General features: G+C 48.2%; 14 protein-coding genes. 1 reads left to right on the forward strand and 13 read right to left on the reverse strand.

The features are described from left to right. Positions 1-34: 34 nt before the first annotated feature. The 7 genes from MKZ12_RS26555 to MKZ12_RS26585 form a co-directional block, all read right to left on the reverse strand. Positions 35-514 carry a ribonuclease III domain-containing protein gene (locus MKZ12_RS26555; protein ID WP_339238015.1) on the reverse strand — a complete coding sequence of 160 codons (480 nt, stop codon included), beginning with the start codon at positions 512-514 and terminating at the stop codon, positions 35-37. Continuing rightward, positions 511-1,911 (reverse strand): cysteine--tRNA ligase, encoded by a 1,401-nt coding sequence (cysS, locus tag MKZ12_RS26560; protein ID WP_339257571.1) that lies wholly within the window; start codon positions 1,909-1,911, stop codon positions 511-513. The genes MKZ12_RS26555 and cysS overlap by 4 nt, the downstream gene beginning before the upstream one ends. A gap of 42 nt (positions 1,912-1,953) precedes the next feature. Further along, on the reverse strand, positions 1,954-2,613 hold the full coding sequence (cysE, locus tag MKZ12_RS26565) for a serine O-acetyltransferase (RefSeq protein ID WP_339257573.1): 660 nt from the start codon (positions 2,611-2,613) through the stop codon (positions 1,954-1,956). A gap of 539 nt (positions 2,614-3,152) precedes the next feature. Continuing rightward, complete coding sequence (gene gltX, locus MKZ12_RS26570; protein WP_339257575.1) at positions 3,153-4,610, reverse strand: glutamate--tRNA ligase; 1,458 nt, start codon at positions 4,608-4,610, stop codon at positions 3,153-3,155. Positions 4,611-4,643: 33 nt separating this feature from the next. After that, positions 4,644-5,120 (reverse strand): 2-C-methyl-D-erythritol 2,4-cyclodiphosphate synthase, encoded by a 477-nt coding sequence (gene ispF / locus MKZ12_RS26575; protein WP_339238023.1) that lies wholly within the window; start codon positions 5,118-5,120, stop codon positions 4,644-4,646. Then, entirely contained in the window at positions 5,117-5,812 is a 696-nt protein-coding gene (ispD, locus tag MKZ12_RS26580) for a 2-C-methyl-D-erythritol 4-phosphate cytidylyltransferase (protein ID WP_339257577.1), read from the reverse strand. Before ispD ends, ispF begins: the two co-directional genes overlap by 4 nt. Positions 5,813-5,894: 82 nt before the next feature. Next, complete coding sequence (locus MKZ12_RS26585) at positions 5,895-6,980, reverse strand: PIN/TRAM domain-containing protein (protein ID WP_339257579.1); 1,086 nt, start codon at positions 6,978-6,980, stop codon at positions 5,895-5,897. A 174-nt stretch (positions 6,981-7,154) separates the two neighbouring features. Between MKZ12_RS26585 and MKZ12_RS26590 the strand changes: the two genes are divergently transcribed. After that, positions 7,155-7,550, forward strand: a complete 396-nt coding sequence (locus tag MKZ12_RS26590; RefSeq protein ID WP_017692049.1) for a hypothetical protein — start codon at positions 7,155-7,157, stop codon at positions 7,548-7,550. A gap of 126 nt (positions 7,551-7,676) precedes the next feature. On the opposite strand, the gene pssA is transcribed toward MKZ12_RS26590, so the two are convergent. From pssA to MKZ12_RS26620, 6 genes are all read right to left on the reverse strand, one after another. Next, the gene (pssA, locus tag MKZ12_RS26595; RefSeq protein ID WP_339238030.1) at positions 7,677-8,408 is read right to left on the reverse strand and encodes a CDP-diacylglycerol--serine O-phosphatidyltransferase; all 732 of its coding nucleotides are present in this window, start codon (positions 8,406-8,408) and stop codon (positions 7,677-7,679) included. Positions 8,409-8,453: 45 nt separating this feature from the next. Beyond that, on the reverse strand, positions 8,454-9,530 hold the full coding sequence (gene disA / locus MKZ12_RS26600) for a DNA integrity scanning diadenylate cyclase DisA (protein ID WP_062836168.1): 1,077 nt from the start codon (positions 9,528-9,530) through the stop codon (positions 8,454-8,456). A 13-nt stretch (positions 9,531-9,543) separates the two neighbouring features. Continuing rightward, the gene (radA, locus tag MKZ12_RS26605) at positions 9,544-10,911 is read right to left on the reverse strand and encodes a DNA repair protein RadA (protein WP_036671578.1); all 1,368 of its coding nucleotides are present in this window, start codon (positions 10,909-10,911) and stop codon (positions 9,544-9,546) included. A gap of 260 nt (positions 10,912-11,171) precedes the next feature. Continuing rightward, complete coding sequence (locus MKZ12_RS26610) at positions 11,172-13,634, reverse strand: ATP-dependent Clp protease ATP-binding subunit (protein WP_339238032.1); 2,463 nt, start codon at positions 13,632-13,634, stop codon at positions 11,172-11,174. A 181-nt stretch (positions 13,635-13,815) separates the two neighbouring features. After that, a complete protein-coding gene (locus tag MKZ12_RS26615; RefSeq protein WP_339238034.1) occupies positions 13,816-14,886 on the reverse strand; it encodes a protein arginine kinase in 1,071 nt (356 codons plus the stop codon). A gap of 28 nt (positions 14,887-14,914) precedes the next feature. Then, positions 14,915-15,439: a UvrB/UvrC motif-containing protein gene (locus MKZ12_RS26620; protein WP_339238036.1), complete on the reverse strand. Its 525-nt coding sequence runs from the start codon at positions 15,437-15,439 to the stop codon at positions 14,915-14,917. Positions 15,440-15,463: the final 24 nt, after the last annotated feature.

Raw genomic sequence — 15,463 nt, forward strand, 5'->3', positions numbered from 1 at the left:
TTCCTCTCTGTAATGCGTTGTTTTGTTGAAATTTCTATTTTTTTGTCGGCGAAGACGATTGTTGTTCCGCGTGTTCAATGCCAAGCCTAATCAGTTCAATCATGCGATCATGATGACCACTGCTGTAGAGATAACCAATGAGACATTCAAAAGCCGTGGCATGTCTATACTCCAACACATCTGCATTTTTGGGTACACTACCCGACTTGGCATTCCGCCCTTGCCGGACAATATCGCGTTCTTCCTCTGTCAGTTCAGCCTCAATCATTGCAAGAATGCGGCTCTGTGCCTTCGCTGATACCAATCCGGTTGCACTACGGTGCAGATGATTGGGACGCATGTTGGCTTTCGACAATAGATATTGACGAACAGCTACCTCATATACCGCGTCACCAATATAGGCCAGTGCAATAGGTGGAATCAACTTCGCAGGTCTGGACGGAGAATACGGGAACCATCCTCCCTCCGTGACCTGCTCCTGTTGTTTTGGTGTATTTGGATGTCCTTCGCTCATTTGCGCCGCCATCTCATACCCTGCGCCGTATCCTCAAGCAGAATGCCCCGTGCAGACAACTCATCACGAATTTCATCCGCTCTTGCCCAGTTTTTGGACTTGCGCGCTTCTACACGTTCTTCAATCAGCTGTTCTACTTCCTCATCCAGAAGTTCTGGCTCTCCATCTGTATAGATGCGAAGCACAGCATTCAATTCACTGAACAATTCAAGGAGCGCACGTATGTCTGCCGCATTGACAACTTCCTGCTGTAACAGTTGATTGGCTTCCCCTGCCCACTCAAACATAGCAGTGATTGCATCAGGAGTATTGAAATCATCCTGCATCTTCTCATGATATTGCTGACGGATTTGGTCGAGTCTTGCCGCAAACTCTGCTGTGATATCCTGATCTACGGTTACCGCGCTCAGACGATGGTTCAGGTTACCTACAGCATTCGCAATCCGGTCCACACTATTCTGTGCCTGCTCCATCGTATCATCCGTGAAATTCAACGGGTTACGATAGTGGGTAGACAACATAAAGTAACGAATCGCTTCGCGTTTATATTGATTCCGCAAATCTTTAACAAGAACACCGTTACCGAGAGATTTTGACATCTTCTCGTTATCAATCCGGATGAAACCATTATGCATCCAGTAGTTCGCAAGTGGTTTACCTGTTAACACTTCGGATTGGGCGCATTCGCACTCATGGTGCGGGAACTGCAGATCCTGTCCACCCCCGTGAATGTCCAGTGTGTCCCCAAGGTACTCCCTAGCCATGGCGGAGCACTCAATATGCCAACCTGGTCGACCATCGCCCCAAGGACTGGACCAATAGATCTCACCTGGTTTTGCAGCCTTCCAGAGCACGAAATCTTCGGGATGCTCTTTGCGCTCGTCCACACCTACACGGATTCCAAATTGCAGCTCCTGTAAATTTTGCTTCGATAGCTTACCATACTCGCTGAATTTGCCTGTACGGTAATAGACGTCACCGCCATTTTCGTATGCGAAACCTTTTTCAACCAACTCACGGATAAAATCAATAATGAGCGGCATGTTTTCCGTTACTCTCGGGTTGCTACTTGCCTTGGGAATACCCAATCCCTCAAGGTCTTCATAGTAGGCTGCAATAAACTTCTCCGCGACGTGAGGAACGTCTGTTCCAAGTTGTTCGGCTTTGCGAATCAGCTTATCGTCCACATCCGTGAAGTTCACCACATAGTTTACATCATGTCCTGTCTGTTCCAGGTATCCACGAACCGTGTCGAAAAAGATAACCGGGCGTGCATTTCCAATATGAATATAGTCATATACCGTTGGTCCGCAGACATACATTTTTACTTTCCCTGGCTCTTGGGGAACAAATTCTTCTTTTGTACGACTCATCGTATTATAAATCTGAAGCGTCATGGTCACTTATCCTTTCATCCTATACTGCCTTTATTTATTGTATCACGTATCATGCACAGTCTCATTTGCACGGGCATTCTGCAGTGTACGTACTTCTTCCTGCAATCGTTCGAGTTCTTTTTGCATACCACGCAAGGAGTCAACGACCGGATCGGGCAATTGTTGACTGAGGCGGTCTACCCGTCGGCCATCCTGTTTAACAATTCTGCCCGGTATACCTACCACGGTACTATTGGAAGGGACCTCCTTAAGCACAACAGAGTTCGCCCCAATGTTGCTTTGATCCCCCACGCTAAATGAACCCAGCACCTTTGCTCCAGATGAGATAACCACATTATTACCAATGGTCGGATGTCTCTTTCCTTTTTCTTTCCCTGTTCCGCCAAGCGTAACCCCCTGATAGATAACAACATCATCGCCAATCTCACATGTTTCTCCAATAACGACGCCCATTCCATGGTCAATAAACAACCGATTCCCGATCGTAGCTCCAGGATGTATCTCAATCCCTGTCATAAAACGGCTAACCTGCGAAATGAACCTGGCCACCGAGAACCATCTTCGCTTGTATAAAAAATGAGCCATCCGGTGTGCCCATATCGCATGCAGCCCTGAGTAGGTTAGTACCACTTCAAACCACCCCCGGGCCGCCGGATCGTTTTCAAACACCACCTGGATATCTGATCTGATCTTCTTGAACATGCTCGTTCCCCTCTTGTTCAGGTTCCCGTCCTCCGGCTTACCGGACGGCGCGTTCCTTTGGTAGTGTACTGCACACTCGCCTAAACAAAAAACGCCCCTGCAGCATTTAGCTGCAGAGGCGTTTATCGCGGTCCCACTCTGCTCGGTCCATTCTTAAATAGAATGAGCCCTCAAGCGGTTTGGTAACGGAAACCAATCGTCACAACCTATCCTAACGTTTTCCCATGTCATGATCGACAAAGGCGGGGCTGGATTCGGCTGTGCAGCTCACGGGCGCATTTCGACTGATGGACAGTGGATGGTTCACAGCCACCGCAATCAAAGAAATCTTTCTTTGCTGCGGGACCATCCTCTCTGAATCTGCCCGGGTCAGTCTACTCCTCCCGATCTTTGCTGTTCTATTAGATAAATCATATCAATTATTCGTTGTGTTGTTATTATAGCGAAAAGGCCTCAGACTGACAACAGCCTCCTACGTAATCCATACCTGAACAGACTGTGTGCAGATTCCGATTAAACGGAATGCCCCTCGGATAATCTTATTTTACTTGTGCGAGCAATCGTTCGATCACTGTATCACGACCCAGAAGCACGATCGTTTGATTCAGATCCCGTCCATGCGTCTGTCCGGTCAAGGCTACACGAATTGGCATAAAGAGCTGTTTGCCCTTAAAGCCGGTTTCTTTCTGTACTTCCTTGATCAATGCAGCCATTTTGCTTGGCGTGAACTCTTCACTTGCCTGCACTTTATCGGCAAATGCCTTCAGCACAGTCGGCACCTGCTCTTCAGCGAGAACTGCGGCACCTTCAGTTTCCAGCTCAATCTCCGAACGGAAGAACACTTCCGACAATTCTACGATATCGGATGCGGCATTCATCTGTTCCTGATAGAGATGTACGAGGGTATGCGCCCACTCTTTTTGCTCAGCGGATAGATCCCCAGGAAGACGTCCTGCTTTTTGCAGTTGCGGAATGGCCATTTCGGCAATCCGTTCCGGGTCAGCATGTTTGATATAGTGGTTGTTCAAGTGAGCCAGCTTGTGTGTATCAAATACGGCCGGGCTCTTGGACAGGCGTTTCGTATCAAAAATGGAGATCAGTTGTTCTTGCGAGAAGATCTCTTCCTCCCCTTCCGGCGACCAGCCGAGCAGGGAAATGAAGTTAAACATCGCTTCAGGCAAATAGCCGAGTTGATCATACTGCTCAATAAACTGAATCACGGACTCATCCCGTTTACTCAGCTTCTTGTGATTTTCATTCACGATCAGCGTCATATGACCGAATTGCGGTGGCTCCCAGCCCAGCGCTTCATAGATCATCAGTTGACGCGGCGTGTTCGAGATGTGATCTTCCCCACGCAGGACGTGGGAGATCTTCATCAAGTGATCATCCACAGCAACAGCATAGTTGTACGTGGGAATGCCATCTTTTTTCACAATGACGAAGTCACCGGATTCCTTGCTGTTGAACGAGATTGTACCTTTAACCATGTCATCAAACGTATATACGCGCTCTTCGGGCACACGGAAACGAATACTCGCTACGCGGCCTTCCGCTTCAAATGCACTAATCTGCTCTGGAGTCAGATCACGGTGTTTGCCTGAATAACGCGGTGTTTCTCCACGTGCTGACTGCTCCTCACGCTCTTGCTCCAATTCCTCTTCCGTGCAGAAGCAAGGGTAGGCCAGACCTTTATCCAGCAATTCCTGTGTATATTTACGATAGAGGTCCAGACGTTCCGTTTGACGGTATGGTCCGTATTCTCCGCCCACATCAATACTTTCATCCCACTCGATTCCGAGCCATTTCAGGTATTTCAGCTGGCTTTCTTCACCACCGGCAATATTCCGTTTTACGTCCGTATCTTCAATACGAATAATGAATTTACCGTTATTATGTTTGGCATATAGATAGTTAAACAGCGCCGTACGGGCATTCCCGATATGCAGATGTCCTGTTGGGCTCGGCGCGTAACGCACACGAATTTCCGTGCTCATATGATCCCCTCCGTCATGAATTAATTGATGATATCACACACGAACCAGGCAAACAACGGATTGAGCAGCAATGCCCTCTCCCCGTCCCGGGAATCCCAGTTGCTCTGTCGTTGTTGCTTTCACGTTCACCAGTGTTACATCCGCTTCCAGTGCCTTGGCAATAACCTCAGCCATCTGCGGGATGTAAGGAGCCATCTTCGGCTTCTGGGCAATAATCGTTGAATCGATATTGCCTAACCGATATCCGCGATCCTTCACAAGCTGCCATACATGCTCCAGCAATTTCAGGCTGTCGGCATCCTTGAATTCCGGATCGGTATCCGGGAAGTGCTTGCCGATATCCCCAAGTGCCAGCGCACCCAAAATGGCATCACTTATCGCGTGCAACAGCACGTCTGCGTCCGAGTGACCCAGCAGTCCTTTTTCATAAGGAATCGTTACTCCGCCAATAATACACGGGCGTCCCTCTACCAGCTGATGTACATCAAATCCCTGTCCTACACGTATCATCGCTTCTTCTCTCCCCCCAGCAAAAACGCAGCGTATTGCAAATCTTCCGGCGTTGTTAATTTGATATTTGTATAATTGCCTTCCACAACCTTGACCGACATACCCTGACGTTCAGCCAGCATGGCGTCATCTGTTCCCAGAAAACCGTCCTGCTCGGCTGATTCGTAGGCGGAGAGCAGGGAAGAAAGACGAAAAGCCTGCGGGGTTTGAATGCTCCACAGACTGCTGCGATCTGGTGTCGCCGTAACGACTCCCTCCGCATTCACTTGTTTGATCGTATCCTTCACGGGAACCGCCAGTACAGCTGCTCCACCACCGGCTATGGCAGCCGCCATGCATCCCTTGATCTGCTCATGGTTCACAAAAGGACGTACCCCGTCGTGAACGAGAACCCAATCCGTCCCAAGTGCCTCAAGGCCTTTATGGACAGAATGTTGTCTCTCTTTCCCTCCGGGGATAACATGGACACGTGAATCCAGTTGGTATTTTTTTACCCAATCCTGGCAGCGTTCAACATCTGCAGCTCCTGTGACCAGCACTATCTCGCGGATCTCGTCCAGCGCAGCAAATACCTCAAGCGTATGTATGAAAACGGGCTTGTCCTGCAGCAACAGAAACTGTTTGCTCTCGGTCGTCCCCATACGGGTTCCGCGACCTGCTGCCACAATGACAACGCCCCACCCTTTATCCATGCCGCAATCCCTGCCTTGTCTGTCAGTTTATCGTTCAAAGATACACAATATCATTCAACGATACACTACCCATCATACCGCTTTATTGGGCTTTTTCCAACAGTTTCGGCTTGGCAAAAATCATTCGTCCCGCTGAAGTCTGCAGCACACTGGTCACGAGCACTTCCATCATCATGCCAATATACTCGCGTCCGCCCTCCACAACGATCATTGTGCCATCATCCAGATAGGCTACACCTTGACCATGCTCCTTGCCATCCTTGATGATCTGCACCATGATCTCCTCACCTGGCAGAACAACTGGCTTAACGGCATTGGCGAGATCATTAATGTTCAGCACAGATACACCCTGGAGTTCGCACACTTTGTTCAGATTAAAGTCATTGGTGACCACTTTGCCCTGAAGCACTTTAGCCAGTTTAACCAATTTGCTGTCCACCTCGGAGATTTCCTCGAAATCCCCTTCGTAGATCAGGACTTTTACATCAAGTTCCTTCTGGATTTTGTTCAAAATATCCAGTCCACGCCGTCCTCTGTTCCGCTTGAGCAGATCCGATGAATCCGCAATATGCTGTAACTCCTCCAGAACAAATTCCGGAATTACAATCGTGCCTTCAATAAATCCGGTTTTGCATATATCAGCAATACGCCCATCGATAATAACACTGGTATCCAGAATTTTATGTTCTTCCATCCGTCTATCCTCGTCCACCTCGGGATGACCCCATCGTCCAGACATCCAGAAGGCCCCCAGATCGTCTTTCTTCGCCATGGCAAGGGCATAACCGGAATAAGCACTAATCACCGTCAGCGCCACTTGCAGCACTTCTCCTGGCGTCCCCATCCATCTCACAACAGGGTAGAGCAACAAGGCCACCAGCAATCCCGCAACGGTACCTGCGGCACCTGCAGCCAATTCGTTCATAGGTACTTTTGCCAATGAATTGATCCCACTATGCAGCCTGTCTGCCATCAATGTTCCACCAATATTACATACAGCCATAAACATTACAGCTCCCAGCAGCGTCGATATACCAGCTCCCAGTAATCCTGCGGACTGAATCCATTCCGCCATCCATGGGACTGATTTTCCTGCCAGATGATATGCCGTGTAGCCGAACCATGCACCGCACAATCCTGTAAAAGTTAAAATGCCTTTTTTCCACATTAGTCCCTGCACCTCCTTCAATGTATCTTGATCTTGATATCCAGTATGATCCAATTCCTAATTTGCTAATCCCTTCCGGAAGAACTTTTTGGAAATGTTGCAATCGTCAGTTGAAAGTAGGTAAATTATTGGCATATAATGAATTCAATTCATATCCCGAGGTGAGTGGCAAAAATGAGTACGCTAAGTTTACAGGCTTTCCAGGATCAAGTTTCTGAACTGTTGTTGCGTCATCGCAGCCTGATTGATGTACTGTCCAAAACGGGACAAGCCGGAGCGTCTGTTAACCGTGCCGTGTCCAAAGCCATTACCGAATGCGGCTGCATCGAGCTGCACGCCACCAAGCAGAAATATGCCCCGGAGAGCGATATCGCTCAAACCAAGGGCCTGCTGGAAACGCATGTGGAAGGTGAATTGTGTGAGAATTGCCGAGAGGTCATCAGCTCTGAACTAGGGCGGAATCTGTTCTACATGTCGGCTCTCTGCAATCTGCTGGACATTAACATGGAAGAGGTCGTAAATCACGAATCACAGAAGTGTTCAACGCTAGGGATGTTTAATCTGTCGTAAGAAGATATGTAGGTCGTTCGCAAGGGTTTCTTTTACCGTAAATAGATCTGAATAAACAAAAAGCACGCATTCTCCAATGCAGGAGAGTACGTGCTTTCTTTGTCTAGTGTCTGTTACCAAGGTTACTTAACGATCGGAAGGACGGGATGATTTCTCATCCTTGCGCTTTTTCGCCCGACTACGCGAGGCCGCTGTTCGCAGGTTATGCTTCATTCCATACAAGGCGTATAACACCAACGGAATAAAGATCAATTTGGATAGCTGCTCCGGGAAAATCACGGCTACGGCTATGGCAAATAACACAACCCATGGGGCAATCCAGATTGCCTTGCGTGGCAACCCGACCTTTTTGAAATTGGGATATTTAAGCGAACTGACCATCAGATACGATAACAGCAATGTAGCAATCATCATGCTGATGGGACCGATATCCTTGTTAAACAAGGACAATGTGGCCAGCACTCCGCCGGCTGCCGGAATCGGCAAACCTGTGAAGTACCCGGGGATCCCCGGACGAACATTAAACCGGGCAAGACGAATCGCCCCACAGATCGGAAAAGCCGCTGTTGCAATCCAGGCGAGGATCGGCATCGAATCTTGAAACGACACCATAAATATGATCAGGGCTGGTGCGGCACCAAAGGAAACCATGTCAGACAAGGAATCAAGTTCCTTACCGAATTCGCTCTGGGCATTGAGTGCACGTGCCACTCGGCCATCCAGACCATCCAGCAGCATCGCTACAATGACCATAATGGCAGCCAAACTGTAATTTCCATCAATCGCAAGCAAAATTGCCATCATTCCAAGAAACAGATTACCCAGGGTAAAGAGATTCGGAATGAATCTGGTTAGCATCGTTGTTTCACCTCATCCATTTCAAGCCTTTATATAGGCAAAACCTTACATCTGTCTGTCGATAAACATCTGCTCCTGCAAACGTTTGAGGCCTTCCTTAATGGTCCGAGCTCGAACTTCACCAATACCGTCCACTTCGTCCAGTTCTTCAATTGTAGCCATAATAACATGAGGTAGTTGTTCAAATTGATCCACCAGGTTATGGATAATGACATTGGGCAGACGGGGGATCTTATTTAATACCCGGAATCCGCGAGGTGCAACCGAATCCTCTGACGTGGCCGCTGATGAAGGATAACCGAGCAGACGGACAATATGGTGTGCATCCAGTAATTCATCGTCCGACAATCTTTTCAGTCCTACTATAATTTCACGGATTTTGTCATCACTGTCGTCACGAGCATAGTCTTTATACAACAACCAGGCTTCTTCTTCCGTTGTACCCACAAGCTCTTCCATTTGCATGGAGATGAGTCGTCCCTCATTCCCGAGTTCATGAATGTATCGTTTGATCTCCGTTTTGATCCGCATCACCATCTCGGTACGCTGAATCACATTGACCACTTCAGGAATCGTCACCAATTCCTCAAATTCAGAGGCACTCAGATTCGTAAGGGACTGTGTTAATACCGCTTTGTATTTCTCCAGGGTTTGAATCGCTTGATTCGCTTTGGTCAAAATAACCCCGATTTCCTTGAGGGAATAACGAAGTGTTCCCTGATACAAGGTAATGATATTCCGGCGCTGTGATATGGATACGACCAATTTACCCGTTTGCTTCGCTACACGCTCCGCCGTCCGGTGACGAATGCCCGTCTCTGATGAAGAGATTGAGGAATCGGGAATTAACTGGGTATTGGCGTAAAGAATACGCTTCAAATCTTCGCTAAGAATAATGGCTCCATCCATCTTAGCGAGTTCGTACAGATAGTTGGGGGAGAAGTCACAGTTAATCGAGAATCCCCCATCCACCACTTCCATGACTTCAGGGCTGTATCCTACAACAAGCAGTGCGCCCGTCTTGGCGCGCAGCACATTTTCCAGACCTTCGCGGAAAGGTGTACCTGGTGCAATCAGCCTTAATAATTCATTCATATTATCCAGTTGGCTCGAATCTTTCATCTTGTTATGCCCCCTAATCTAAAGCAACCGCTAGTGCATCTGCCACGGTATTCACACCGATCAGTTGTATCCCGCGAGGATGTTTCCAGCCCTTTAAGCTTTTTTCTGGTAAAATAACACGCTTGAAGCCCAGCTTCGCGGCTTCCTTCACTCGTTGTTCTGCTCGTGATACGGCTCGAACTTCACCTGTGAGACCAATCTCGCCAAAGATGACGTCATCCGGCTTGGTCGGTACATCTCTCAAACTGGAGGCAATGCTGACCGCAACCGCCAAATCTACCGCGGGCTCATCCAGCCTTACTCCACCAGCCACGTTAAGATATGCATCCTGGGTTTGTAAAAACATGCCCATCCGTTTCTCCAGCACGGCAATGATCAGATTTAATCGATGCAAGTCTACTCCTGTTGCCATACGGCGGGGAGAAGGGAAGTGGGTGGTCGAGATCAACGCCTGCAATTCCACGAGCAAAGGACGTGTGCCCTCCATGCTGGCAACTACCGTAGAACCCGCTACACCCAGTGGCCGTTCCGACAAAAAGAGTTCTGACGGGTTGCCCACCTCACGAAGTCCATCCTCGCCCATCTCAAAAATGCCAATCTCATTGGTTGAACCAAAACGGTTCTTCACCGCACGCAACAGTCGATACGTATGATGCCGTTCTCCTTCAAAATAAAGCACGCAATCCACCATATGTTCTAACATACGTGGACCGGCAATGGCACCTTCTTTGGTAACATGCCCCACAAGAACCGTTGCAATGCCTCTGCCTTTGGCAATCCGCATGAACCTAGACGTACATTCCCTTACCTGGGCTACACTACCCGGCGCACTGGTAACTTCGGGAAGATACACCGTCTGAATGGAGTCGATGACAAGAAAATGCGGCTGGATCTGATCCACCGCTTCCTCTACACGTTCCATATTGGTTTCACACAGCACATACAACTCGGCAGAGAGTGCCCCGAGACGATCCGCCCGCAATTTGGTTTGCTTGACTGATTCCTCACCAGAAACATATAACACACGTAGACCCGAATGCGTCAAAGCATGAGACGTCTGCAACATCAACGTTGATTTACCGATACCTGGGTCTCCACCCACCAGAACGAGTGAACCCGGAACGATTCCGCCACCCAATACCCGGTTCAACTCGCCGATTCCAGTCTGTACACGCGGTTCCTGACCGCTATCTATATCTATGATAGGAAGCGGTTTATCTTTACTGTCAAACAGAGGAGAATTTCTCCCTTGTGTTTTGACCACCGTCTCTGTTTCTTCCACCATTGAATTCCATGACTGACAACCCGGACACTTCCCGTACCACTTGGGGGCTTCATAGCCGCATTCCGTACATTGAAACTTGGTTTTAACTTTGGCCACTTCAGCACTCCTATAATTTAGTTTTATAACAGCATTTTGCATTATTCGACGAATTTTGCCCAAACTCCCTGACGTGCAGGGTCACTAAAAGTTTACCATTGTTTGAGATTTTTCGTAAAGGATTATCGCAAACTTTACACATGTTCCTGACATAATCATGTCCGTCTTCTGTCCAAAATGCAAAAAATCCTCCCCGGCCGAAGCCGAGAAGGATTAACAATCAATACAAGCTTGAGTTCAACTCCATAGCTTGTTACATATTATTTAGTTTCGATTTCCTCGTTAGAAGGAACAATCACGTCTTTTTTCGTTACTGACAGTGCACCGTTCTCTTCGTCAATGAGTAATGAATCCCCTTTGGTTACGTTGCCTGTAAGCAACTCTTCAGACAATTTGTCCTCGATATGCTTCTGGATTGCCCGACGAAGCGGACGCGCACCGTAGGCTGGATCGAAACCTGCCTTGGCAAGGAATTCCTTCGCATTGTCGGTAAGTTCGAAGTCAACCTCATATTCACGCAGCCGTTTGCGAAGCTCCTCACTCATGAGCGTAACAATCTCTGCAATGTGTTTCTGTTCCAGAGAGTGGAATACGATAATTTCATCAATCCGGTTAAGGAACTCTGGACGGAAGGATTTCTTCAGCTCATCCATGACTTTACCCTTCATGTTATCATAATCCGCACCTGCATCCACAACTGCTGTGAAACCAAGTGTCGAGTTACGTTTGATCGCTTCAGCACCCACGTTGGATGTCAGGATAATCAGCGTATTCCGGAAGTCAACAACGCGACCTTTGGAATCAGTCAGACGACCATCCTCAAGCACTTGCAGCAAGATATTGAATACTTCCGGATGTGCTTTCTCGATTTCATCGAGCAGGACAACGGAATATGGTTTGCGACGAACTTTCTCTGTCAGCTGGCCACCTTCTTCATAGCCAACATATCCTGGAGGCGCACCGACGAGTCGGGAAGTCGAATGCTTCTCACCATACTCGGACATATCAATACGGATTACTGCATTTTCATCACCAAACATCGCTTCAGCCAGAGCACGAGCAAGTTCTGTTTTACCTACCCCTGTAGGACCGAGGAAGATAAATGAACCCATCGGACGTTTTGGATCTTTAAGTCCTGCACGCGCACGACGAACCGCACGACTGACCGACTTCACAGCCTCATCCTGGCCGATGACACGTTCATGCAGAATGGATTCCAGATTCATCAGGCGCTGTGTCTCTTCTTCTTTCAGCTTGTTCACCGGAATTCCTGTCCAGTTGGCTACCACTTGTGCGATATCCTCTGGTGTTACCTCGGAATCCGTGCGACCTTGTTTTTCTTTCCATTGGTTCTTCGTTACATCCAGCTCTTCACGGATTTTTTGTTCCGTATCACGCAGAGCGGCTGCTTTTTCGAACTCCTGGCTTTGAACTGCAGCGTCTTTTTCCTTGCGGATATCTTCCAGACGGCTCTCCAGCTGTTTCAGGTTTGGTGGGATCGTGTAAGAGTTCAATCTTACTTTGGAACCCGCCTCGTCAATCAGGTCAATCGCTTTGTCTGGCAGGAAACGGTCTGTGATGTAACGGTCAGACAGCTTAACCGCCTGCACAATCGCTTCGTCCGTAATTTTCACGCGGTGATGCGCCTCATAACGGTCACGCAAGCCGTGCAAGATCTGAATCGCTTCTTCCGGAGAGGGCTGATCTACCGTAATCGGTTGGAAACGACGCTCAAGCGCTGCATCCTTCTCGATGTATTTGCGATATTCATCCAGTGTTGTCGCACCGATACATTGCAATTCTCCACGGGCCAGAGCCGGTTTCAAAATGTTAGAAGCATCGATGGCACCTTCAGCTCCGCCTGCGCCAATCAAGGTATGCAATTCATCGATAAACAGGACAATGTTACCTGCTTGGCGAATCTCATCCATGATTTTTTTCAGACGATCTTCAAACTCACCACGATATTTGGTTCCAGCAACTACTGAACCCATATCCAGGGTCATCACACGTTTGTCGCGCAATGTTTCCGGAATTTCATTTGCAATAATTTTTTGTGCAAGGCCTTCAGCAATCGCTGTTTTACCTACACCTGGTTCACCAATCAATACCGGGTTGTTCTTGGTACGACGGCTGAGTACCTGAATGACACGCTCAATTTCTTTGCTACGTCCAATAACCGGGTCAAGGTTATTCTCTCTGGCGTATGCCGTGAGGTCACGTGCCAGACTGTCCAGCGTTGGTGTGCTGACATTGGCAGGTGTTCCATTATGGCTGGATACAGCTTCACTGCTGCCAAGCAGCTGTAACACTTGTTGACGTGCTTTGTTCAGGCTGATACCCAGGTTATTGAGCACACGTGCTGCAACACCCTCGCCTTCACGAATCAATCCGAGCAGGATATGCTCTGTGCCTACATAGGTATGGCCCAATTTACGAGCTTCATCCATAGACAACTCAATTACTTTTTTCGCACGTGGCGTATATGCAATGTTGGTAGGTTGCTCTTGGCCACGGCCAATCAGCGTTTCTACTTCATCCTGAATTTTTTCCAATCCGAGTCCCAGGCCGATCAGTGCTTTGGCTGCGATGCCTTCGCCTTCACGAATGAGGCCGAGCAAAATATGCTCAGTACCGATGTTATTATGACCGAGACGGACAGCTTCTTCCTGCGCGAGTGCGAGCACCTTTTGGGCCCGTTCCGTAAATCTTCCAAACATCATATCTCCTGCACCTCCATGGTTTTGGATAAAACGAGGGGTTCAAACCATCCCCGCCGTATTCTTCATATCATTTTTGTTTGCAGCCGTGCTGCGAATAAAGTCATTCGGCATCGTACATGCCTTATTATATAAAAGCCGCAATGCGGCATGAAACCATAATTCAATACAATATCAGAGTAAGCTAGGACTGCTTCGCTGCATTGATCGTATCACGAATCAACTGAGCTCGATAGATGTCACGCTCATCTGTGCGCATATCTTCCCCGAATGTTTTCTGCAAAAATCCCGGCTGTGTCATCACATTCAACTCATTCATGACCGTGATCGACAGTCCATCCAACAAGCCGAGATCCACGCCAAGGCGTACATCCGATAAGCGCTGTGCTGCTTCCTTGGAATCAACAATAGCTGCATGAGACAATATGCCGTAAGAACGCATGACACGATCCGTAATTCGAAGTCTGGAGTCGGTAATTAACCGCTCTCTGGCTGTACGTTCATGACCAATCATCTGTAACACAACACCATGCAGGTTCTCGATGACTTCCTGTTCGGTCTGTCCCAGTGTAATCTGATTCGAGATCTGGAACAGGTTACCCATAGCTTCGCTGCCTTCACCGTATATGCCTCTTACAGTCAATCCCACTTGGGAAACTGCGGTTAAAATACGGCCAATCTGCTGCGTCATCACCAGGGCAGGCAGGTGCATCATGACAGATGCTCTGACACCTGTACCTACATTCGTAGGACAACTGGTTAAGTATCCTCTGCGATCATCAAAAGCATAATCCACGTGCGCTTCAAAAGCATCATCTATTGCGGAAGCTTTCTCCCAGGCTTCTTTCACCTGGAACCCCGGATAGAGGCACTGGATACGAAGATGATCCTCTTCATTAATCATAATACTGACAGACTCATCCTCACTGAGAATAACCGCACCATGTCTGGATTCATTCGCAAGACTTGGACTGATGAGATGTTTCTCCACCAGCACCCGTTTGTCGAGTTCGTCAATATCGATTAGATCCAAAGTATGAAAATCCCCAAAGGCATGAACATCGTCGTATTGAAGTACTTCGCTCAGCTTATTCAGTACCTCTTCCGATTGCTCATTGGAAGCCAGCATCGGAAACGGAACATGCTGAAGGTTGCGCGCAATCCGGACACGGCTGCTTATGACAATTTCGGAATCAGCCGCATCACTGCGCATCCAGTCGCTGAGCGCCTTCTCTGTAAAGCGCAGATTAGGCATTACGCATCCCTCCTACTCATGACAAACTTTACTCCTGAGCTATTCCTTTTTCAAGTTCTCGAATCTGGTCACGGATCTGAGCCGCCTCTTCAAATTCCTCTTGGGCGATGCTCTCTTGGAGCTCACGCTTCAAATCAGCAATTTGACGTTTCACCTTGATGCGACCACCAGCTCGTGCAGGTACTTTACCTACATGGGACGTACTACCATGAACCCGCTTGAACAAAGGGTCCAGACGGCTGTCAAAATATTTATAACATGAACTGCAGCCAAATCGGCCTATCTTACTGAATTGTGCGTACGTCATACCGCACTCTTCACACTGAAGTGCCTTTGCAGGTGGTGTTCCTGCCGATCCACTTTTGCCGGCTGGATCAAAATCAAGTAACCCGGACAACAAGTTGTGAATGGAAAATCCACCTGCTGTTCCAGGAATCATTTCCCCTTTTTCACGGGCACATGACTCACAAATATGGAATTCCGTCTTCTCTCCATTTACGATCTTCGTAAAATGCAGTGTCGCCGGACGTTTATTGCATTCTTGGCACAGCATAATGATGTACCTCCTTTGACCCCG

It is taken from the genome of Paenibacillus sp. FSL R5-0713 (genome assembly GCF_037973325.1).
In the GTDB taxonomy this organism is placed as follows: domain Bacteria; phylum Bacillota; class Bacilli; order Paenibacillales; family Paenibacillaceae; genus Paenibacillus.